A 20,281-nucleotide genomic window follows, 5' to 3' on the forward strand; every position below is an offset into this window, starting at 1 on the left:
AAAAATGACGAACAAAAATCCAAGAAACACATCATACAAGAAACGGAGGCCCCCATGAATTATTCAGAAGATGCAACCAAGCAATACCACATCCAGGTCGGCGAAGGAGACATCGGAAAATACGTCATCCTTCCCGGAGATCCCAAGCGCTGCGCCAAAATCGCAAAATACTTCGACGACGCAAAGCTAATGGCCGACAGCCGCGAATACGTCACCTACACCGGTTATCTGGAAGGCGTAAAAGTCAGCGTCACCTCCACAGGAATCGGAGGCCCCTCCGCATCCATCGCCATGGAAGAGCTGGTAAAATCAGGCGCCCACACCTTCATCCGCGTAGGCACCTGCGGCGGAATGCAGCTAGATGTTAAAAGCGGTGATCTCGTCATAGCCACCGGAGCCATCCGCATGGAAGGAACCAGCAAAGAATATGCCCCCATCGAATTCCCGGCCGTAGCCGACATCCATATTGTAAACGCACTGATGGCCGCGGCAAAAGAGATGGAAACCGGCTGTCACGCAGGCGTCGTACAGTGCAAGGACGCCTTCTACGGACAGCATTCCCCGGAAACCATGCCTGTAAGCTACGAGCTTCTGAACAAATGGGAAGCCTGGAAGCGCCTGGGCTGCCTGGCCTCCGAGATGGAATCAGCCGCCCTTTTCATCGTGGCAAGCAGCCTCCATGTCCGGGTCGGATCCATTTTCCTGGTAGTAGCCAACCAGGAGCGTGAAAGAGAGGGATTGGAAAACCCTGTGGTCCATGACACCGACATGGCCATCCGCACTGCAGTAGAGGCTCTGCGGAAGCTAATCAAAGAAGATATGGGAAAGGAAAAATAAATCATGCAGAAATGTAAGCGTGTATTTGTAGTCGTAATAGATTCCTTAGGCGTGGGAGAAATGACAGATTCCAAAGAATACAAAGACACAGGCGTCAACACCCTGGAGCATATCTCCGAGTCCGTGGAAACCTTCGATATTCCCAACCTAAGAAGGCTTGGCATTGCCAATCTGTGCAACTTAAAGCAAGTGCCCCCGGTAGAAAAGCCCCTGGCCTACTATACCAAAATGAACGAAAAGAGCCGAAGCAAGGACACTATGACCGGACACTGGGAGATTATGGGCTTAGAGGGAAAGCAGCCCTTCAAGACCTTTACGGAAACCGGTTTTCCGCCGGAGCTGATCGAAGAGCTGGAAAAACGGACGGGACACAAAATCATCGGCAATAAGAGCGCCAGCGGAACCGAGATACTGGAAGAGCTTGCGGAAGAAGAAATCGCTACCGGCCATATGATCGTCTACACCTCCGCAGACTCCGTACTGCAGATCTGCGGCAACGAGGAAACCTTTGATCTACAGGAACTTTACCGCTGCTGCGAGATCGCCAGGGAAATCACCATGAAGGACGAGTGGAAGGTAGGCCGCATCATAGCAAGGCCCTATATAGGAAAAAAGCGCGGTGAATTCAAGCGGACCAGCAACCGCCACGACTACGCCCTAAAGCCCTTTGGAAAGACAGCTCTGGATGCCTTAAAGGACGCAGGACTGGATGTAATCTCCATCGGAAAGATCAAAGATATCTTTGACGGGGAGGGCATCACCAGAGCCTTAAAGTCCAAGAGCTCCGTTCACGGCATGGAGCAGACCATCGACGTGGCAAAAGAAGAATTCCACGGCTTATGCTTTGTAAACCTGGTAGACTTTGACGCCTTATGGGGGCACCGGAGAGATCCCAAAGGCTATGCCCGGGAAATCGAGAAATTTGACAAGAACCTCGGGGTGCTTCTTGAACTGTTAAAGGAGGATGATCTTCTGATCATCACGGCAGATCACGGCAACGATCCCACCTACACCGGAACGGATCACACCAGGGAAAAGGTTCCCTTCCTGGCTTATTCCCCCTCCATGGAAGGACACGGCGCCCTTCCGGAGACAGATACCTTCGGCGCCATCGGAGCGACGGTAGCCGACAATTTCGGAATTGCCATGCCCGAAGGAACCGTCGGAACGTCCCTTCTTGAGAAGCTGCAGTAAGGCCATGCTTCACAGGGCATTTTGAGACTATCAAACACGGATTTTTACATGACAGGTGATTCTCTTATGAGCGAGGCCCTTAATCTGATCCGACAACTGAACAAGCAAGACAGACTTTATCTGGAGACTTACTTTGCAGGCGCTCCTTTCTGGCTGATGGAGGCCTTTCAGGTTCTTCGCCTGCCCGGAAATAAAACCTTTATCACAGAGGGAGATCCGGCAAAGGACATTTACATTCTTTTAAAGGGAAATGTAGTGGCAGAGGAGCACCGTGTAAAGGATATGACCTACGGCTTTATCCGGTTTGCCCCTGTGGAGGTATTCGGGGTCATGGAGCTGATGTTTGAGATGGATGTCTACCAGACCACCCTGGCAGCCACTATGGACTGTCTGTTTTTAAAGACAAGCCGGGAAGCCTTCCGGAAGTGGTTTGAGCACGACTTCTGCGCCTATCGGATGGAGTGCAAAAAGGTAGGCCATTACCTCCTTGAGCAGGCCAGAAAAGAACGGCTCTATGTGCTGCTCCAGGGGGTGGAGCGGATTTATCTTGTCCTTTATAAAATGTATCAGAATTACGCCAGGGGCGGAAGCTGTCTTTTGTATATGAGCAGAAAGGATTTTATGGAGACAGCCGGCATCTCGGAACGCACCGTAACCCGTACCTTAAAGGGACTGGAGGAAAAGGGCTGCATTACAAGAGAGGGCTGGAAGATCCGCATTTCCGAAAAGCAGTATGAGATGATCCGGGAGCTGCTGGAGGATAAGCTATATACATTCGAGTAAGCCGGCGCCGCCTGATTCAGCCGGGGACTGCTTAAAAACCGGATAGGGTGCAGACAGAGAAAGAACAAAGGAGACAGCAAAAAATGAAAGCAGTAATCAATCGGATTATCCCCTTCAGCAGCGTAGACGGCCCCGGAAACCGCACGGCTATCTTTCTTCAGGGCTGCAACATTGACTGCAGATACTGCCACAACCCGGAGACACGAGGCATGTGTAGGCAGTGCGGCCTCTGCGTGGAGCAATGTCCGGCAGGTGCGCTTTCCATCGAAGAAGGGAAGGTTCAGTTCACCCCTTCGGCATGTGTCCAGTGCGACACCTGCATCCATATCTGTCCCCATGACAGCTCTCCCAGGACAGAAGAGCTGACGCCCCAGGAGACATACGAACGGGTAAAGAGCCAGCTTCCCTTTATCCGGGGGATTTCCGTATCCGGCGGCGAGTGTATGCTGCATCCGGATTTTCTTACGGAACTGTTCTGTCTGGCAAAAAAAGATGGCCTTACCACCCTGATTGACAGCAACGGAACCGTCCCCTTTTGCAGCTATCCCCATCTGATGGAAGTGACGGATGGGGTTATGCTGGATATCAAAGCCTTTGACAGCGAAGAGCACCGGGCCCTCACAGGGGTTTCCAATGAGACGGTGCTTTCCAATGCGCTCTGGCTTGCCGAGCATAAAAAACTATATGAAGTAAGAACTGTAATCGCTCCCGATCTTTACGACACGGAGCGCAGTATACGCAGAATGGGAGAATTTCTTGCCCCCTGTCTGGCTGTCAATCCATTCCGCATCAAGGTGATTGCCTACAGACCCATGGGCGTGCGCAGGGAATATGCCGACTGCCGGGTACCGGATCCAAAATACCTGGAGAAAATGGCGGATATCTTAAGAAGCTGCGGATTTCAAGACATTATCATTATTTAAAGGAGGTAGAGGGAGTGGGAAAAGTGAGCCATATGGATGAGAGCAAGGTTGTCATCCAGATGAAGGACATCGTGAAAAAGTTCGGCGATTTCACAGCCAACGACCACATCAATCTCACCGTGCACAAAGGAGAGGTACATGCCATTTTAGGAGAAAATGGCGCAGGCAAGAGTACGATGATGAATGTACTCTGTGGACTTTACAAGCCCACAAGCGGACAGATCTTTATCAACGAAAAGGAAGTCCATTTTTCAAGTCCCAAGGATGCCATTGACATCGGAATCGGAATGGTGCACCAGCACTTTATGCTGATTCCGCCGTTTACCGTTGCAGACAACATCATTCTTGGCGTAGAGCCTGTAAAGGGGCTTGTCGTCGATCACAACACGGCAAAGGAGAAGGTTCTGGAGCTCTCCGAGCGGTACGGAATGAAGGTGGATCCGGACGCAAAGGTGGAGGACATCTCCGTTGGAATGCAGCAGAGAGTAGAGATTCTGAAGGTTCTTTACCGTGGGGCGGACACTCTGATCCTGGACGAGCCTACGGCTTCCCTCACGCCTCAGGAGATTGAGGGACTGATGGAGATCATCGAAAATCTGACGGCAGACGGCAAGAGCGTGATTTTGATCACCCATAAGCTCAAGGAGATCACCGCCTGCTCCGACACCTGCACCATCATCCGCCAGGGAAAATACATCCGCACCGTGAAGGTAGACGAGGTCAATGAAAACGAGCTGGCTGCCATGATGGTAGGCCGGGATGTAAACTTCAAGGTGGACAAAAAAGAAATGACACCCGGCGAGGTCGTTCTGGAGGTAAAAAATCTCCATGCAAAGGATTACCGGGATGTGGAGATCCTAAAAGGCCTTAATCTGACTGTGCGGAGAGGGGAGATTGTAGGTCTTGCAGGCGTGGACGGCAACGGACAGACAGAGCTTGTGGAGGTGCTGACAGGCCTTCGAAAGGCAGACAGCGGCGAAGCGTCCCTTCTTGGAAAGGATGTATTTAACAAAACGCCGAAGGAAACCTTTGACAGCGGTATTTCCAGCATTCCGGCGGACCGTCAGAAGCATGGGCTCATTCTGGAATTCTCCAATGAGGATAATCTGATTCTGCAGCATTTTGAGGAGGAGCCCTTTGCAAAGAAGCATATCCTGAACCGGAAGGCAGTACGGGATCATGCCTTGGAGCTGATTGAGAAATTCGACGTAAGGCCCAGAGGCTGCGAGGGCGCTCCGGCCGGGACGCTGTCGGGAGGAAATCAGCAGAAGGTTATTATCGCCAGAGAGGTGACCAATGACAAGGAGCTTTTGATCGCAGTGAACCCCACCAGAGGCCTTGACGTGGGGGCCATTGAGTTTGTACATAAATACCTAGTGGAGCAGCGGAATAAGAACAGGGCGGTTCTTCTGGTCTCCTTTGAGCTGGACGAGATTATGAGCCTGTCTGACCGGATTGAGGTTATCTTTGACGGACAGATCACGGGAAGCGTTCACGGGACGGATGCGGACGAGAAGGAGCTTGGATTTATGATGGCGGGAGGTAAGAAGCATGAATAAGAAGAAGAGTATCCTGGAAAGTAATGTATTCTATACCTTGATTGCCATTGGGGCCGGCTTTGTGATCGGAGCCGTTTTCCTGCTGATTGCAGGAATCAGCCCAGCGGTAGCTTACGGAAAGCTGTTCAACAGTATCTTCGGAAAACCGAAATATCTGTTCTGGACCTTGATCTACGCCAGTCCCTTGATTTTTACAGGCCTCAGCGTGGCTTTTTCCTTCCGTACCGGCGTATTTAACATCGGCGCAGAGGGACAGTTTGTAGTGGGAGCCCTGACAGCCTGCAGCCTTGGAATTCTGGTGGATCTTCCGGCAGTGATTCACGTTCCCCTCTGCATCATTGCAGCGGCGGCAGCCGGAATGATCTGGTCTTTGATTGTGGGAATTTTAAAAGTGAAACGGGGAATCCATGAGGTTCTTTCCTTTATTATGTTTAACTGGATTGCCTTTTATCTGTCCAACTATGTGGTAAACCTGGCAGTCATCCACAAAGAGGGCGGCGGCGAGGCTTCCAAGGATGTGCTTGACTCCGCAAGGCTTCTCTTCCCGGAGGGGCTTCGCAAGGCATTCGACTGCAGCGCAGCCAACTGGGGCATTGTTATGGCCATATTGGCGGCTGTGATTATCTGGGTGATTATAGAAAAAACCACTCTGGGATATAAATTAAAGGCCGTTGGCTTCAACAGCAACGGAGCCCTGTATGCCGGAATCAATGCAGACCGGTCTGTATTGACGGCTCTTGGCATCTCCGGCGCCCTGGCCGGTCTTGGAGGCGCTGTGCAGATTCTTGGTATGTCCGGGCGTTTAAGCCAGTTTGCCGGACAGGAGGGCTTTGGCTTTGAGGGAATTACGGTTGCGCTGATTGGTTCTTCCAGTCCCATCGGCTGCATCTTTTCCGGACTGTTTTATGGCGCCATGAAATACGGCGGCTCCAAGCTCAGTATCGTGAAGGCGCCCTCAGAAGTTGTAGACATTATCATGGGATGCGTCATTTTGTTTATCGCTATTTCCCAGATATTCCGGGTACTGTTTGCCCGTTTCGGAAAAAAGGAGGGAAAGTAGAATGGATGTGATTATTAAAGATCTTGGGTTACTTATCAACGCAACCTTGATTGCCACACCGCCTCTTCTGCTGGCGGCTCTGGGCTCCTGCTTTTCCGAGCGCAGCGGCGTTGTCAATATTGGAATCGAAGGAATGATGACCATTGGGGCCTTTACGGGGGCTGTTATGGGACTGACGACGGGAAACGGCTGGATTGCATTCTTATGCGCCGGTCTGGCCGGGGCATTGTTCGGGCTGATTCATGCAGTGGCGTGTATTTCTTTTCATGCAGATCAGACCATTGCCGGGACGGCTATCAATTTCCTTGGGCCTGGCCTTGCGGTATTCTTATGTAAGGCTATGTACAACAACTCCTCGGATACACCGGCTATGGATCCCAGCTGCAAGCTTCCCAAGCTGTTCCAGGGCGTATTCCCGGCCGGATCCTTCTGGAGCAATGTGCTGAATGTGTACTCGGTGGCGTACCTGGTATTTCTCCTGGCCCTTGTTTGCTGGTTTGTGTTCTATAAGACAAAGTTCGGCGCACACCTGAGGGCAGTGGGAGAGCACCCGGAGGCCTGTGAGTCTCTTGGCATTGACGTATACAAGGTCCGCTATACTTGTGTGATCCTCTCTGGTTTCATGGCCGGTCTCGGCGGAGCCTTTGTGACATTGGCAACTATCAACCAGTTCCGCCCCAGCGTAATCGTGGGACAGGGCTTTATTGCCATTGCGGCAGTTATTTTCGGAAAGTTCTCTCCGGGAGGAGCGACAAAGGCCTGTCTGCTCTTTGGCCTGTGCAGCGGCATCAAGACCCTGGCCGGACAGAGCAATACGGTTTCGCCCAACTTGATTTCCATGATTCCTTATATTGTGACCATTCTGGCTTTGGTACTCTTTGTCGGAAAGGCTCATACACCTGCGGCAAACGGAAAGATTTTCGTAAAGTCGAAATAACAGGTGTCTCATGGAAAAGCGTAAGATTACAGGAAAAAGCATTCTCGCCGCAGCCTTCGGGGTTCTTTTGGTGGGTGTGGGGGTTGCTTTTAATAATTGTGCCGGATTCGGAAACGATCCTGTGGGGATCGTTTATGACGGAATCCGCAGTATCAGCGGCATGAACCAGGCCCAGCTTGGCATGGCGTCCAATGCGGTAAATATTGTGCTTCTGGTGTTCCTCTTCTTTGTGGGGAGGCGTTATGTGAGCGTCGGCACCTTTGTGTACCTGCTTCCCTATGGCTTTTGTGTGGATTTGGGGAATTTCCTCTATGGCCTGCATGGAGCTTCGGAGGATATCTGGGTGAGGGTTGTCTTCAGTGTGCTGGGATGTGTGCTCTTATCCCTGGGCGTGGCCATCTATATTACGGTGGACATTGGCGTGGATCCCTTTACCGGGGTAGTTCTGGTGCTGCGTGATGGTTTGAAAAAGGAGTACCGTTATGTAAAGATTGGATTTGATCTGACTATGGTGATCCTGGGAACGCTTCTGGGCGGCAGGCTTGGAGTCGTCACGGTAGTTACCGCATTGGCTGTAGGGCCGGTGATTCAGTTTTTTACAAGGTTGTTGAAAAAGTATTTCATTAAAAATAATAAATGTTAAGAGAGGAGAGTAGAATATGTCTAAGATACCAACTCCCCACAACGGGGGAAAAGAAGGAGATTTCGCCAAGACGGTTCTGATGCCGGGAGATCCTTTGAGAGCAAAGTATATTGCGGAGACTTATCTGGAGAATCCCAGACTGGTGACGGCTGTCCGCAATATGTTCGGTTATACGGGAACGTATCATGGAAAAGAAATTTCCGTCATGGGAGCAGGTATGGGAATGCCCTCCATTGGAATTTATTCTTATGAGCTGTTCAACTTTTATGATGTGGAGAATATTATCCGCATCGGTTCGGCGGGGGCTCTGCAGGATCATGTGAAGGTGATGGACGTGGTAGTAGGCATGGGAGCCTGTACAGATTCCAATTATGCTTATCAGTTCGGCCTTCCGGGAACCTTTGCTCCTACAACGGACTATGGACTTATGAGCAAAGCCATTGCCGTGGCAGAGAAGCAGGGAACCCATGTGGTTGTGGGAAATGTGCTGTCTTCTGACGTATTTTACAATGCCAAGAGCGATGCCAATGATCTGTGGAGGAGCATGGGTGTGCTTGCGGTGGAGATGGAAGCGGCGGCTCTCTATATGAATGCGGCGAAGGCCGGGAAGAAGGCGCTTTGTCTGTTGACGATCTCAGATCATATTTATACAGGCGAGGCTTTAAGCGCCGAGGAGCGGCAGGTCGGCTTTGGGAAGATGATGGAGATTGCTTTGGAGTTGGCTTAATTTATTTTTAGAACTGAAATAGGAGAACGAAATATGGAAGCAAAAGAGATTTTGGGACATGTGGATCATACGCTGCTGACACAGACGGCTACCTGGGCGGAGATTCAGCAGATTTGTGACGATGCCATTGCTTACAAAACTGCGTCGGTTTGCATTCCGCCAAGCTTTGTGAAGCAGGTGAAGGAGTATGTGCAGGATAAGATGGCGGTTTGTACGGTGATTGGGTTTCCGAACGGATATATGACTACGGCCGCTAAGGAGTTTGAGACGAAGGATGCCCTTTTAAACGGCGCGGATGAGATCGATATGGTGATTAATATCGGCTGGGCCAAGGAAGGGAAGTTTGATGCCATTGAGGATGAGATCCGGACGCTGAAAGAGGCTTGCGGTGAGAAGATTCTGAAGGTGATTATTGAGACTTGTCTTTTGACGGATGAGGAGAAGATTGCCCTTTGTCATGCGGTTACGAAGGCTGGGGCGGATTTTATTAAGACTTCTACGGGATTTTCTAAGGCTGGGGCTACTTTTGAGGATATTAAGCTGTTTTCGGAGAATATCGGGCCTGGTGTGCGGATGAAAGCTGCCGGGGGGATTTCTTCTATGGAGGATGCAGAGAGATTCCTGGAGCTTGGGGCGGATCGCCTTGGGACGAGCCGGATTGTGAAGATTGTGAGGAATGAGGCGGCTTCGGGGTATTAAGTTTAGGGGGACGGAGCATCCGCAGCAGCAGAAGGCCTGTGGGTTTTCCATATCGGTGTTCGGACGGTTCGCGTACACTTTGTCTGCTCTGTACAGACATTACTTTGCTATGGGTTTATAGCTTGTGGTTTTTGGTAATGTCTGTCCATATCAGACAAAGTGTTCGTGAACAGCCGGACACCTGATATTGGAAAACCCACAGGCCTTCTGCTGCTGCGGATGCTCCTGGTTTTTGGGGGTGGGGGAGAGGTGTGGCGTTAAAGTAAATAATTGTTTTCTTTGTTGGCTACTTGTAAGGATGCAAGGGTGTAGGTTGCAAATCCTTCTGATACGAGTGGTTCTTGTTTGCAGAGCTCTTCGGCTTCTTCGTAGGATGCGGTTTTAAATATTACCATGCCTGCGACTCCGGGATATCCTTTGAAGGGGCCGCAGAGCTCGAGTTTTCCTTCGTTGTCTAGTTTTCTGAGGTTTTCTACGTGTCTGGTGATTACGGCTTTTGTGACTTTGTTAAAGGTTTTTCCTTTTTTGATTGTCATGACGTATAACCATTTTTCCATGTTGTTTTCTCCTTTTTGAAATTGTTTTGTTTTGAGTTGGCAGCCTTGGCTTCTGGTGAAGCGGTGAAATGACGATACGCTAAGGATAGAGGTTCACGATCTTGGCTGCTTTTTCTTTCAGCATAATACGGGCTTCTTCGGGTTCGAGAATTTCTACATATTCTCCAAAGGATAGGAGATAGTGAAGAGTCCAGTGATTCAGCTCGTATGGTATGGTGACATAGTAGCTTCCATCTTCTTGGAATGAGACCTGTTCTTCTTGAAATTCATCGTACAGCCGGTGGGCAATTTTGGGCGAGAATTTTAGTTTAAAGAGTGGGGAAGAAGATTCTTCTGTGCACTCGGATGAGAGTGTGTCGTCTTTTGGAAGCTCTCGCTCAAATAGCTCTGGCATAACCTGGAGCTGTTTGATTCTGGACAGGCGGAAGGTTCTGATTTCCTGCTTGTACCGGCAATATCCTACAATGTACCAGGCGTGTGATTTGAACATCAATCGCAGTGGTTCAACGGTTCTTTCTGACTTTTTCAGATCTGTATTGCGGTATACAAAGGTGATGACATGTTTGTTGAGGATGGCATACTGCAGCTCGGAAATTTTTATTTTTTCTTTTTCGCCGCTTCCCCAATAGGTAAAGTCAATGTCAAGCCATCTGGATTCCATAGCATTTCGGAAAATAGCGCTGATCTTGCTCAGGGCCATTTCTGCTGTGGGGTATTTTGCTGCCTGCAGAATCTGCAGGCCTTGATAAATGCTTTGCTGTTCCTCTTTGGACAGAAGAGATTTGTCAATGGTGTATCCTTCTATGAGGGAGATTCCGCCGCCGGTTCCCTTTGTAGATAAGATAGGGATTCCGGCGATGCTCAAGGTGTTGATATCCCGATAGATTGTTCTTGTGGATACATGAAAATAATCGGATAATTCTTTTGCTGTTACATGCCCGTGGCTGACGATATAAAATACCATCTGTACCAGACGTTCTATCTGCATGGCGGCCGCTCCTTATGCTGTGGTTTCACTATAACACATGAAATGCGACAGGTAGCTGTCATATTTGATGATTATTTTTAATATAGCTTATTTTATATGGCTTTTCAATTATATTTTATAGTCTTATGCATATGAAAAGGGAGCTTTAGGCGTAACGTCCAAAGCTCCTGTATTTACAAAATGCAGTATACATAGAAATTAAAAGATCAATAAGGGGTTAAAAATTTTGCAGGCAGCTTTAATCCCATCTGCCGGCATCTTCGGAAAAAAGAGGGCTTTCCCCACAGACAGGGCAGATGAGCGTTTCTTCTTCCTCTTTAATCTGCACGGAAATTCCGCAGTCCGGACAGGCAGGAGCGTAGGTGTTTCCGCTTTGGTGAAGATGAATCACAGGGACGGAGAGTACCTGCCGGCACTTGGGGCATATGGCAGCCTTGTATTGAAATTCAAAAGAAGGAAAGGCTTCCCCTTTTGTATCTGCAAGAATTTTCTCCTGAATGTCTGCCGGAAATGCATCCAGCACGTTTTCCAGCCGTGCGTGACGGAATCCGTGGCCCAGCTGAATCTGCCAGGTCATTTTGCAGGAAGGACATATAAACCGGTTAACCCTACCCATAATGTTTTCCTCTCCTTAATCTGCCCTCTCCTTAAGCTCCAAGCAGCTGCAGAACCGAGGAGGGCTGCTGATTTGCCTGTGCCAGCATGGCCTGGCTGCTCTGAACCAGAATGGAGTTGCGTACATGTTCCATCATGGCCTTCGCCATATCCATGTCTCGAATCCGTGATTCGGATGCGGTCAGATTTTCCACGGTACAGTTTAGATTGGAGACTGTGTGCTCCAGCCGATTTTGAAGAGCGCCGTAATAGCTCCGCACAGAGCTGACTTGATCAATTGCGCTGTTTATGTCGTCGATGGCGTTACGGGCATTGTCCTGTTCCAAGATATCCGTATCCATAAGTCCCAGGGCGTCCGGGCTCATCTGATAAAGCTCTACGCGGATGATGTTTTCTTCTTTATTGCGTTCTCCTACCATCAATTCAATGCCGTCAGTGCTGGCAATACCTGTGCCTGTAGGTTTGGTGGCTATATCTGTAATGTAAAAGGGCTGATTTCCCACTGCACCGCTGCCAATCATGGAGAGATCGCCTAAACTGTTCGTTATGACAGAACCGGATCCGCTTTTGGATTCATAGATAAGCTTTCTGACAAATTCTACAAGATCCGCATCGGATTGGCGGAACAATTGCTCCAGGCTGCCTCCGTCGTGGATTTTTCCGCCGGTATGCTGGGATATAGCGCCGTATAATCCGGCGTTGTTGTTTATAATTTCGTCAAAAATCTTATCCATTCCGGCCGCAATTTTGGCTCCGCTCACTGCAGCGCCGCCGCCGCTTGCCAGATGGCCGATATAGGCGCTTGCCAGATAACCGTGCCCGTAGGGTCTCCCCGCTACGGAATATTTCCGCAGATAATTGGCGATTGCAGCATCCTGGGAGGTATCGTTGGCGCTGGTAATAGATTTTCCAATTTGAACCAGCTCGTCGTTCCAGTTGGTGGGGAAGCCGCCCCCGGAGAGCTGTGCGGTTCCTTCCGAAAACCATTCGGGGAATTTTTCTGCTCCGTTCCGGCCGCTCATCTGATCTGTCATGGTGTACTGCATAACTGAATGCATAAGCTCATGGGCAATGGTAGACTCCAGTACAACGGCGTCCGGCCCCGAAAGAGAGGCATCCGAAAAATCAGAGGAGTCCAGCTTGATCAGCATATTGCCGGCCTTACCGGTTGCGTAAAAAGAAAACTGCGCATAGGCAAGCATTCCGCCCTTGCCGTCTATACGGCTGATATGGAGCTCCATGCCGATGGTGTCGGTTCCAATCGCTGTATTCAATGTAGGAAAGGCATTTAAAATCTGACTTATGGCATTGGGAAAATATTCTTTGGCAATTTTTTCCGTCAACTGATCGTTGGCTCTTGCAGCTTTGCTTAGGCTTCCGGGAGAGACGGCTGCAGAGCTGTCCGTACAAGCCACTTGGCAGGTGCGGTTTTTTAGATCCACTGTAAGATTGTAGGTGGTAGTGGAAGCTTCTTTTGTTCCCATAGAGCTGTGGCCGGGGAAGAGCTGGATGCTGTTAAAGGTTGTGGCGTCTCCAATTCTTGAAATCTCCGTTTTCAGCTGTTCGATTTCCTGATTCATCATAAAACGCTCTTGAGACGAATAGGAACCGTTTGCAGACTGAACGGAGAGCTCCATCATGCGGTTGAGAATGGCATGGATTTCCGTGGTGGCGCCTTCCACTGTCTGAACCAGGGAGATACCGTCCTCAGCATTCTGCGTGGCCTGTTTAAGTCCGGTAATCTGCGCCCGCATTTTTTCAGAAATGGCAAGGCCTGCCGCATCATCTCCAGCACGGTTGATTTTGTATCCGGAACTGAGTTTTTCCAGATTCTTTGCTACCGAGCTGTTATTTCCCATCAAATTTCTGTGAACATTCAAAGCTGTCACATTATGCTGGATACGCAAGCGCCTCACCTCTTTTCCATTTGCTTTTCTATTAGATTTACTAAATGAAAAGTACTCGTATAACAGGCTATCGGCATTTTAACACTGTAACTTAAGCTATTCTATCAGAAAACCGTCATTTTTATGCCATAACTATACAATACTTTTTTCGGATTTGGCAGTACGAATGTCAGTTACTGGTCACGGGAGCGAATAGTAATGACTTCCAGGAGGCGGTATTTAAGAGAGGGTTTAAATGAATTGAATATTCAAAAGTTTTATGTTAATATGTCGTAGAAAAGAACAGGCACAACAAACAGCATGTTTTTTTGAATTTATCCGATATACAGATTCCGTTTGAAAGAGTTCTAAGATAATTAAAGCGAAAAGCACAGGAAGCGTTTATGAAAGTTATTATTATCAAACAAAACGAAGCAGATCAGCGCCTGGATAAATTTCTGTCCAAATATATGGATAAAGCGCCTAAAAGCTTTTTCTATAAAATGCTGCGAAAGAAAAATATAACCTTAAACAAAAGAAAGGCCGAAGGCAGCGAGCGTTTGAAAGCAGGCGACGAAATCCGCCTGTTTCTCTCGAAGGAGACCATTGAAAGCTTCACAACCTTACGTATATATACCAACGAGAAGCAGAACTCCAGGCCTGGCTTTTCCATTATCCATGAGGATTCCCATATTCTTATTTTAAACAAACCGGCGGGCCTTCTGTCCCAGAAAGCAAAGCCGGAGGATATTTCCCTGGTGGAGCAGATGACAGGTTATCTGCTGGAATCCGGCCAGATCAGCCAGGAGGAGCTGCGAAGCTTTCGTCCGGGCATCTGCAGCCGCCTGGATCGGAATACCAGCGGCCTGGTCGCAGCCGGAAAGACCCTTCCCGGCCTCCAGGCAATGAATGAACTGATCCGTGAGCACCGGCTGTGCAAATTTTACCGATGCATTGCAGCCGGCTCTTTGAAACAGCAGAAGCGGATAGAGGGCTGGCTGAAAAAGAATGAGAAAACGAATCAGGCGGCTCTTTTTGAAAAAGAAGAGAAGGGAAGCCTGTATATCTGCACTGAGTATCTGCCTCTTAAAACCTTTCAGGAGGGAGGAAGAGCATATACCTATCTGGAGGTTCAGCTGATTACGGGGCGCTCCCATCAGATTCGGGCGCATCTGGCAGGTATCGGCCATCCTTTGATCGGCGACGCCAAGTATGGAAATCCGGAGGTAAACCGCTATTTCCGGGCGCATTTTGGTCTGGAGCATCAGCTTCTGCATGCCTTCCGGCTGGAATTTCCGGCGCTTACCGGCCCCTTGGAACAGCTCTCCAATCAGCAGTATGAAGCGCCCCTGCCGTCGGTTTTTGAAAAAATTCTGGAGGGAACATAGCTTAAAAACCAATTCGTTGAAACAGATAAAGGACTGCTTGGAACGGCAGTCCTTTTTTGTCGATTTTTGTTCCCTTCCGCTGCTTCCTGTTAATTGCATTTGTTGCAGAATTGGTTTATAATTTGAAATAATATTCACAGGCAATGAGCAAGGCAAAGGGGAAGGGGGCGATACCATGGATGCTCAATGCTGCTGTTCTCTGGAACTGGGAATTCTGATTTCACTGATAACCTTTCCGGGAGTAGTCGTTCACGAGCTGGCGCATCAGATATTCTGTATATTTTGCGGCCTTAAGGTCTATAAAGTAAAATATTTCCAATTAAGTAATCCCAATGGATATGTGGTTCACGAATCCACAGATTGCTCCTGGAAGGTATTTCTCACCTGTATGGGCCCGTTTTTTATAAACAGCGTACTTGGAATGTCGATTCTTCTTCCCATATCCATTGACCTTATGGTCTTTCGGGAGTATAATAATCCTTTAATACTGCTGGCCGGATGGCTGGGGTTCTCCATTCTGATGCATGCCTTTCCAAGCAGAGGGGACGCAAAGGTTATGATAAGCCGTATCATTAAGAATCCCAAGGCAAGCCAGCTATGGAAAGTAATAGCGGCTCCTTTTGTGGCGCTTATCTATATCTGCTCCATTGAAAAAATCTTATGGCTGGATCTGACGTATGCGGCCGTGCTTACCGTGCTGGCCACAGGATTCTTAATACATATATTGTAGCTTAGAAAGGCAAAAAGAACGATGGCAACCTGGAATTCCAGAGGGCTTAGAGGCTCCACATTAGAAGAGCTTGTAAACCGGACCAATGAAAAATACCGGGAGCAGGGGCTTGCACTGATTCAGAAGGTGCCCACCCCCATCACTCCGATTAAGATCGACAAAGAGCACCGGCATATTACGCTGGCTTATTTTGAGCAGAAAAGTACTGTGGATTATATCGGAGCTGTCCAGGGGCTTCCTGTGTGCTTTGACGCCAAGGAATGCGACAGCGATACCTTTCCCCTCCAGAATATTCATGAGCATCAGGTAAAATTTATGGAGGATTTTGAAAAACAGGAGGGAATTGCCTTTCTCATCCTTTTGTTTTCCCATCGGAATGAACTGTATTTCCTTACCTATGAAAAGATGCGCTGGTTTTGGGACAGGGCCAGGAATGGAGGGCGCAAAAGCTTCCGCCATGAGGAGCTTGATCCAAGATACGTTCTCACGCCTCACGGGGGATATCTGGTTCCTTATCTTGACGGCATTCAAAAGGTAATTGACAGCATGGAGTAAATGCTTTATAATAGCACCTGTTACTTTGTTGAATTAGCAGGGTAAAGCGCCGCAGGGGACGCAGACCGGACGTTTCCGTCTAAAATACGTATACAGGTTTCCGGTATGGATTACCAGAGAAAGGTTAAAGCAGAATGAAGAACCAGGAACAGATTTTACATACCCCGGAAGGCGTCCGGGATATTTACGGAAGTGAATTTATACAGAAGTTTGAGCTTCAGCAGCAGCTCTACCAGATGCTGGCGAAAGAGGGGTATCAGGGCATCGAGACCCCGACCCTTGAATTTTTTGACGTATTTTCCAGAGAGGTGGGAACGGTTCCTTCCCGGGAGCTCTATAAGTTTTTCGATCGCGAGGGCAGCACCCTGGTGCTGCGCCCGGATATTACCCCTTCCATTGCCCGGGCGGCAGCAAAGTATTTCCACCATGAGACACCCATCCGCCTTTGTTATATGGGGAATACCTTTATCAATTATGACAAGTATCTGGGACGCCTAAAGGAGAGCACCCAGTTAGGAGCGGAGCTGATGGGGGACGGAAGCGTAAAAGCAGACGTGGAGATGCTTTCCCTTCTCATCAAATCTTTAAAGGAGGCCAGACTTTCCCGGTTCCAGGTCAGCATCGGCCAGGTTATGTTTTTTAAAAGCCTTTTAAAGGAGGCCGGCATTGACAGTGAGACGCAGAAGCGGCTGCGCCGGCTGATTTCCGATAAAAACAGGTTTGGCGCAGAGGAACTGCTCTCGGAGTGGGAGCTGCCCAATGAGCTTCGCAGCCTTTTTCTGGAGATGACGACTCTTTCCGGCGGCCCGGAGGTAATCGAAAGAGCCAAGTCCCTGACAGGCAACGAGGAAGCCCGGGAGGCCTTAGATCGGCTGAAACAGATTTACGAGGGCTTAAAGGAATTATCTCTGGAGAATTATGTAAGCTTTGACTTAGGAATGCTGAGCAAGTACAATTATTATACGGGAATTATTTTCCAGGCCTATTCCTACGGATATGGGGAGCCTATTGTGAAGGGAGGACGTTATGATACTCTTTTGTCCCATTTTGGACGGGAGCTTCCGGCAGTGGGCTTTGCCATTGTCATCGATCAGCTTATGCGCGCCGTGGAAAGAAGCGAGAGAGTGGACAAGGATCCGGTTTCCCAAAAGGAGCGGTATCTGACCATAGCTCTTACCAAGGGACGGCTTGCAAAGAAAACGCTGGAGCTTTTGGAGCAGGCGGGAATCACCTGCGAGGAAATGAAGGATCCCAGCAGCCGGAAGCTGATCTTTGTAAACCACGAGCAGAAGCTTAAGTTTTTCCTGGCAAAGGGGCCGGATGTGCCTACCTATGTAGAGTACGGAGCCGCCGATATCGGCGTGGTGGGAAAGGATACTCTGGCAGAGGAAGGCCGGAAGATGTATGAGGTGCTGGATCTGGGCTTTGGAAAATGCCGGATGTGCGTCTGCGGCCCGGCCGGAGCCAGGGAAAAGCTGAACCACCAGGAGCAGATCCGGGTGGCTACCAAGTATCCGGATATTGCCAAAGATTATTTTTATAACCGGAAGCATCAGACGGTGGAGATCATCAAGCTGAACGGCTCTATTGAGCTGGCTCCCTTAGTGGGGCTTTCGGAAGTGATTGTAGATATTGTGGAGACAGGTTCCACCCTTCGGGAAAACGGCCTGGAGGTTCTGGAGGAGATTATGCCCCTTTCCGCCCGGATGGTGGTGAACCAGGTGAGCATGAAGCTTGAGCATGAGCGGATTACCGGACTGATACGGGATCTTCAGGCTGTTCTGTAGCCGCTTTTGGCAGCCGTAACAGGCGGCAGGCGCAGACGGGCGTCTTTTTGAAGAGGGAGATTGTATGCCGAACAAAAGACTTTATTATCTGGATATGGCAAAAGGCGTGGGAATTTTTCTGGTGATTCTCGGCCACATTGAGTATCTGGATCCGGATATAAAACGGTGGATTGCTTCCTTCCATATGCCCTTGTTTTTTGTGGCGGGCGGCGTCCTGGCCTATGTAAAAGAAGCTTCCCCTTCTTCCTTGGGGGAGCAGTGGATAAGGAGAGCAAAAGGAATCCTGGTTCCCTATGTCTCCTTTTCCGTGATCATGCTCACCATGCGAACCTTTGAATATTTTGTACAGCCGGAGCGGATCACTGGAAGAGAGCTTATCAAGGAGTTTGTAGAGAGCCTGACTGGCTACGGTCTTTACACCCTGTGGTTTCTTCCGGCTTACTTCCTTTCCGGCCTTCTTTTTTCCCTGCTGTGCCGTTCTCTGAGAGGTAAGCGGTATGGACAATTGCGGCTGGGCTTCTATATTTTCCTGCTGTCTGGCTTTGGGCTTCTTATGGCCTCTGTGCTTCATGTGACGGAATACCCGGTTACGGAAGGAACCTTTGGCTGGTATGCAGTCATGGATATTCTGATTGTATTTTTGCGGGCGCTGATTGTACAGCCCTTTTTCTGGCTGGGGCATCTGTACGGGAAAATAAGCAGCGGTGCAGAGAAAAAATCAATGCTGTGTTTATCCGGCCTTTTGTTTCTGGGAATGGGAATCTTCTTATCCGGGCAGCTTCCGGTTATGGATCTCCATTATCTGATTCTCTCGCCCCTCCACTATGGGGCGGCCGCCTGTTCCTGTGCAGGCCTTTTGAATCTGCTGAGAGCGGCGCCGGTGAGCAGGGCTGTTTCCTATCTTGGACGGAATTCTTTGATCATTATGTGTACACATACGGGCATGTTCGTGCTATACTATGTATCATTGGGAATGTTTTTTGTCCGGAAGCTTATTCCTATGACGGATCTGGTTCTTTATATCAGTATCGCGGCTGCGGCCTGCGTGGCGGAGCTTCCGATTATCTGGATTTTTAACCGTTATTTTAAATATTTACTTGGGAGGACATAAATGAGAATCACAGCATTGAATGCAGACAGCCGGAAAAATCTGCTGGACGAGCTTATAAAACGCAGCCCCAATCACTATGAGGCTTACACCGAGCAGGTAAACGCCATTCTTAAGGAGGTAAAGGAAAAGGGAGACGAGGCGCTTTTTTCCTTTACGGAGCGTTTTGACGGCGTAACCCTTACAAAGGATACCCTGCGTGTGACAAAGGAGGAGATCGAGGAGGCCTATGCCCAGATAGATCCGGAGCTCCTTGCGGTCATCCGCAAAGCCCTGGCGAATATCAGAAGCTTCCACGAGAAGCAGAAGCGCACCAGCTGGTTTGACAGCCAGCCGGACGGAACCCTGCTGGGGCAGAAGATCACCCCGCTGGCTCTTGTGGGCGTGTATGTGCCCGGCGGAAAAGCCGTCTATCCTTCCTCTGTACTGATGAACATTGTTCCGGCCAAGACTGCCGGAGTAGAGCGGATCATTATGACCACGCCCCCTGGAAAGGACGGAAAAATCAGTGCGAACACGCTGGTAGCCGCCCATGAAGCCGGTGTGGACGAGATCTACAAGACAGGAGGAGCCCAGGCCATCGGCGCCCTGGCTTACGGGACGGAAAGCATTCCAAAGGTAGACAAGATCGTAGGCCCCGGGAATATCTATGTGGCCCTGGCAAAAAAAGCAGTCTACGGCTTTGTGAGCATTGATTCCATCGCCGGCCCCAGCGAGATTCTGGTGCTTGCCGACGAGACGGCCAATCCCCGTTTTGTGGCGGCGGATCTGTTGTCCCAGGCTGAGCATGACGAGATGGCCTCCGCTATTCTGGTGACCACAAGCCCCACGCTGGCCCAAGAGGTGTCGGCAGAGGCGGATGCTTTTTTAACCCGGCTTTCCAGGAAGGATATTTTGATGAAATCCTTGGAAAACTATGGGTGGATTCTGGTGGCGGACACCATGGAGGAAGCCATCGACACGGCAAACGCCATTGCCTCGGAGCATCTGGAGATTGTCACAAAGGATCCCTTCCAGGTTATGACAAAGATACGCAATGCAGGCGCTATTTTCATCGGAGAATACGCAAGCGAGCCCCTGGGGGATTATTTTGCAGGGCCTAACCATGTGCTGCCCACCAACGGAACGGCGAAGTTTTTCTCCCCCCTTGGTGTGGACGACTTTATTAAGAAATCCAGCCTTGTCTATTATTCCAGAGAGGCGCTGTCGGCTGTGCAGAAAGATATTGTCCGTTTTGCACAGGCAGAGGGGCTTACGGCCCATGCCAATTCCATAGCCGTGCGCTTTGAAGAGGAAAAGGAGTGA

Annotated in this window: 20 protein-coding genes and 1 pseudogene; 17 read left to right on the plus strand and 4 right to left on the minus strand. The window is 49.6% G+C overall.

Annotated elements, in window-relative coordinates:
* Positions 1–54 precede the first annotated feature (54 nt).
* The 10 genes from udp (at position 55) to deoC (ending at position 9,362) form a co-directional block, all read left to right on the plus strand.
* On the plus strand, positions 55–837 hold the full coding sequence (gene udp / locus VV089_RS06975; RefSeq protein WP_334335391.1) for a uridine phosphorylase: 783 nt from the start codon (positions 55–57) through the stop codon (positions 835–837).
* Positions 838–840: 3 nt separating this feature from the next.
* Positions 841–2,031 carry a phosphopentomutase gene (locus VV089_RS06980; RefSeq protein WP_334335392.1) on the plus strand — a complete coding sequence of 397 codons (1,191 nt, stop codon included), beginning with the start codon at positions 841–843 and terminating at the stop codon, positions 2,029–2,031.
* 66 nt (positions 2,032–2,097) lie between these two features.
* Positions 2,098–2,814 (plus strand): Crp/Fnr family transcriptional regulator, encoded by a 717-nt coding sequence (locus tag VV089_RS06985; protein ID WP_334335393.1) that lies wholly within the window; start codon positions 2,098–2,100, stop codon positions 2,812–2,814.
* 83 nt (positions 2,815–2,897) lie between these two features.
* The gene (locus tag VV089_RS06990) at positions 2,898–3,737 is read left to right on the plus strand and encodes a YjjW family glycine radical enzyme activase (RefSeq protein ID WP_334335394.1); all 840 of its coding nucleotides are present in this window, start codon (positions 2,898–2,900) and stop codon (positions 3,735–3,737) included.
* A 32-nt stretch (positions 3,738–3,769) separates the two neighbouring features.
* Positions 3,770–5,296, plus strand: coding sequence for an ABC transporter ATP-binding protein (locus VV089_RS06995; RefSeq protein WP_334336222.1), 1,527 nt, complete (start codon positions 3,770–3,772; stop codon positions 5,294–5,296).
* The gene (locus tag VV089_RS07000; protein ID WP_334335395.1) at positions 5,289–6,356 is read left to right on the plus strand and encodes an ABC transporter permease; all 1,068 of its coding nucleotides are present in this window, start codon (positions 5,289–5,291) and stop codon (positions 6,354–6,356) included. Before VV089_RS06995 ends, VV089_RS07000 begins: the two co-directional genes overlap by 8 nt.
* A 1-nt stretch (position 6,357) precedes the next feature.
* Positions 6,358–7,293 (plus strand): ABC transporter permease, encoded by a 936-nt coding sequence (locus VV089_RS07005; protein WP_172542724.1) that lies wholly within the window; start codon positions 6,358–6,360, stop codon positions 7,291–7,293.
* A 10-nt stretch (positions 7,294–7,303) separates the two neighbouring features.
* Complete coding sequence (locus tag VV089_RS07010; RefSeq protein ID WP_334335396.1) at positions 7,304–7,936, plus strand: YczE/YyaS/YitT family protein; 633 nt, start codon at positions 7,304–7,306, stop codon at positions 7,934–7,936.
* 16 nt (positions 7,937–7,952) lie between these two features.
* On the plus strand, positions 7,953–8,663 hold the full coding sequence (gene deoD, locus VV089_RS07015; protein ID WP_334335397.1) for a purine-nucleoside phosphorylase: 711 nt from the start codon (positions 7,953–7,955) through the stop codon (positions 8,661–8,663).
* Between the two features lie 33 nt (positions 8,664–8,696).
* Complete coding sequence (gene deoC, locus VV089_RS07020) at positions 8,697–9,362, plus strand: deoxyribose-phosphate aldolase (RefSeq protein ID WP_172540926.1); 666 nt, start codon at positions 8,697–8,699, stop codon at positions 9,360–9,362.
* Positions 9,363–9,619: 257 nt separating this feature from the next.
* On the opposite strand, the gene VV089_RS07025 is transcribed toward deoC, so the two are convergent.
* From VV089_RS07025 to VV089_RS07040, 4 genes are all read right to left on the minus strand, one after another.
* On the minus strand, positions 9,620–9,919 hold the full coding sequence (locus VV089_RS07025) for a YciI family protein (protein ID WP_334335398.1): 300 nt from the start codon (positions 9,917–9,919) through the stop codon (positions 9,620–9,622).
* 79 nt (positions 9,920–9,998) lie between these two features.
* Positions 9,999–10,907, minus strand: coding sequence for a helix-turn-helix transcriptional regulator (locus VV089_RS07030; RefSeq protein ID WP_334335399.1), 909 nt, complete (start codon positions 10,905–10,907; stop codon positions 9,999–10,001).
* A gap of 238 nt (positions 10,908–11,145) precedes the next feature.
* Positions 11,146–11,523 carry a hypothetical protein gene (locus VV089_RS07035; RefSeq protein ID WP_334335400.1) on the minus strand — a complete coding sequence of 126 codons (378 nt, stop codon included), beginning with the start codon at positions 11,521–11,523 and terminating at the stop codon, positions 11,146–11,148.
* 31 nt (positions 11,524–11,554) lie between these two features.
* A complete protein-coding gene (locus tag VV089_RS07040) occupies positions 11,555–13,429 on the minus strand; it encodes a flagellin N-terminal helical domain-containing protein (RefSeq protein ID WP_334335401.1) in 1,875 nt (624 codons plus the stop codon).
* Between the two features lie 383 nt (positions 13,430–13,812).
* Here VV089_RS07040 and VV089_RS07045 point away from each other — a divergent pair, with 383 nt between their 5' ends.
* From VV089_RS07045 to hisD, 7 genes and pseudogenes are all read left to right on the plus strand, one after another.
* The gene (locus tag VV089_RS07045; protein WP_334335402.1) at positions 13,813–14,796 is read left to right on the plus strand and encodes an RluA family pseudouridine synthase; all 984 of its coding nucleotides are present in this window, start codon (positions 13,813–13,815) and stop codon (positions 14,794–14,796) included.
* Between the two features lie 175 nt (positions 14,797–14,971).
* Positions 14,972–15,526: a metalloprotease family protein gene (locus tag VV089_RS07050; protein ID WP_334335403.1), complete on the plus strand. Its 555-nt coding sequence runs from the start codon at positions 14,972–14,974 to the stop codon at positions 15,524–15,526.
* 21 nt (positions 15,527–15,547) lie between these two features.
* Positions 15,548–16,081, plus strand: a complete 534-nt coding sequence (locus tag VV089_RS07055) for a Holliday junction resolvase RecU (RefSeq protein ID WP_172540933.1) — start codon at positions 15,548–15,550, stop codon at positions 16,079–16,081.
* A 134-nt stretch (positions 16,082–16,215) separates the two neighbouring features.
* Positions 16,216–17,181 (plus strand): annotated as a pseudogene (gene hisZ / locus VV089_RS07060) (ATP phosphoribosyltransferase regulatory subunit); the annotation flags it as partial.
* Positions 17,179–17,868, plus strand: a complete 690-nt coding sequence (gene hisG / locus VV089_RS07065) for an ATP phosphoribosyltransferase (protein ID WP_334336223.1) — start codon at positions 17,179–17,181, stop codon at positions 17,866–17,868. The pseudogene hisZ and the gene hisG, both read left to right, overlap by 3 nt.
* 64 nt (positions 17,869–17,932) lie before the next feature.
* Positions 17,933–18,979: an acyltransferase family protein gene (locus tag VV089_RS07070; protein ID WP_334335404.1), complete on the plus strand. Its 1,047-nt coding sequence runs from the start codon at positions 17,933–17,935 to the stop codon at positions 18,977–18,979.
* The gene (gene hisD, locus VV089_RS07075; RefSeq protein WP_334335405.1) at positions 18,980–20,281 is read left to right on the plus strand and encodes a histidinol dehydrogenase; all 1,302 of its coding nucleotides are present in this window, start codon (positions 18,980–18,982) and stop codon (positions 20,279–20,281) included. It abuts the gene before it with no gap.

It is taken from the genome of Candidatus Merdisoma sp. JLR.KK011 (assembly GCF_036941125.1).
Taxonomy (GTDB): Bacteria; Bacillota; Clostridia; order Lachnospirales; family Lachnospiraceae; genus Laedolimicola.

Bases quoted from the DNA above. Each gene is read 5' to 3' on its own strand.
- udp (WP_334335391.1), top strand. From the start codon at position 55: ATGAATTATTCAGAAGATGCAACCAAGCAATACCACATCCAGGTCGGC.
- VV089_RS06980 (WP_334335392.1), top strand. From the start codon at position 841: ATGCAGAAATGTAAGCGTGTATTTGTAGTCGTAATAGATTCCTTAGGC.
- VV089_RS06985 (WP_334335393.1), top strand. From the start codon at position 2,098: ATGAGCGAGGCCCTTAATCTGATCCGACAACTGAACAAGCAAGACAGA.
- VV089_RS06990 (WP_334335394.1), top strand. From the start codon at position 2,898: ATGAAAGCAGTAATCAATCGGATTATCCCCTTCAGCAGCGTAGACGGC.
- VV089_RS06995 (WP_334336222.1), top strand. From the start codon at position 3,770: ATGGATGAGAGCAAGGTTGTCATCCAGATGAAGGACATCGTGAAAAAG.
- VV089_RS07000 (WP_334335395.1), top strand. From the start codon at position 5,289: ATGAATAAGAAGAAGAGTATCCTGGAAAGTAATGTATTCTATACCTTG.
- VV089_RS07005 (WP_172542724.1), top strand. From the start codon at position 6,358: ATGGATGTGATTATTAAAGATCTTGGGTTACTTATCAACGCAACCTTG.
- VV089_RS07010 (WP_334335396.1), top strand. From the start codon at position 7,304: ATGGAAAAGCGTAAGATTACAGGAAAAAGCATTCTCGCCGCAGCCTTC.
- deoD (WP_334335397.1), top strand. From the start codon at position 7,953: ATGTCTAAGATACCAACTCCCCACAACGGGGGAAAAGAAGGAGATTTC.
- deoC (WP_172540926.1), top strand. From the start codon at position 8,697: ATGGAAGCAAAAGAGATTTTGGGACATGTGGATCATACGCTGCTGACA.
- VV089_RS07025 (WP_334335398.1), bottom strand. From the start codon at position 9,919: ATGGAAAAATGGTTATACGTCATGACAATCAAAAAAGGAAAAACCTTT.
- VV089_RS07030 (WP_334335399.1), bottom strand. From the start codon at position 10,907: ATGCAGATAGAACGTCTGGTACAGATGGTATTTTATATCGTCAGCCAC.
- VV089_RS07035 (WP_334335400.1), bottom strand. From the start codon at position 11,523: ATGGGTAGGGTTAACCGGTTTATATGTCCTTCCTGCAAAATGACCTGG.
- VV089_RS07045 (WP_334335402.1), top strand. From the start codon at position 13,813: ATGAAAGTTATTATTATCAAACAAAACGAAGCAGATCAGCGCCTGGAT.
- VV089_RS07050 (WP_334335403.1), top strand. From the start codon at position 14,972: ATGGATGCTCAATGCTGCTGTTCTCTGGAACTGGGAATTCTGATTTCA.
- VV089_RS07055 (WP_172540933.1), top strand. From the start codon at position 15,548: ATGGCAACCTGGAATTCCAGAGGGCTTAGAGGCTCCACATTAGAAGAG.
- hisG (WP_334336223.1), top strand. From the start codon at position 17,179: ATGCGCGCCGTGGAAAGAAGCGAGAGAGTGGACAAGGATCCGGTTTCC.
- VV089_RS07070 (WP_334335404.1), top strand. From the start codon at position 17,933: ATGCCGAACAAAAGACTTTATTATCTGGATATGGCAAAAGGCGTGGGA.
- hisD (WP_334335405.1), top strand. From the start codon at position 18,980: ATGAGAATCACAGCATTGAATGCAGACAGCCGGAAAAATCTGCTGGAC.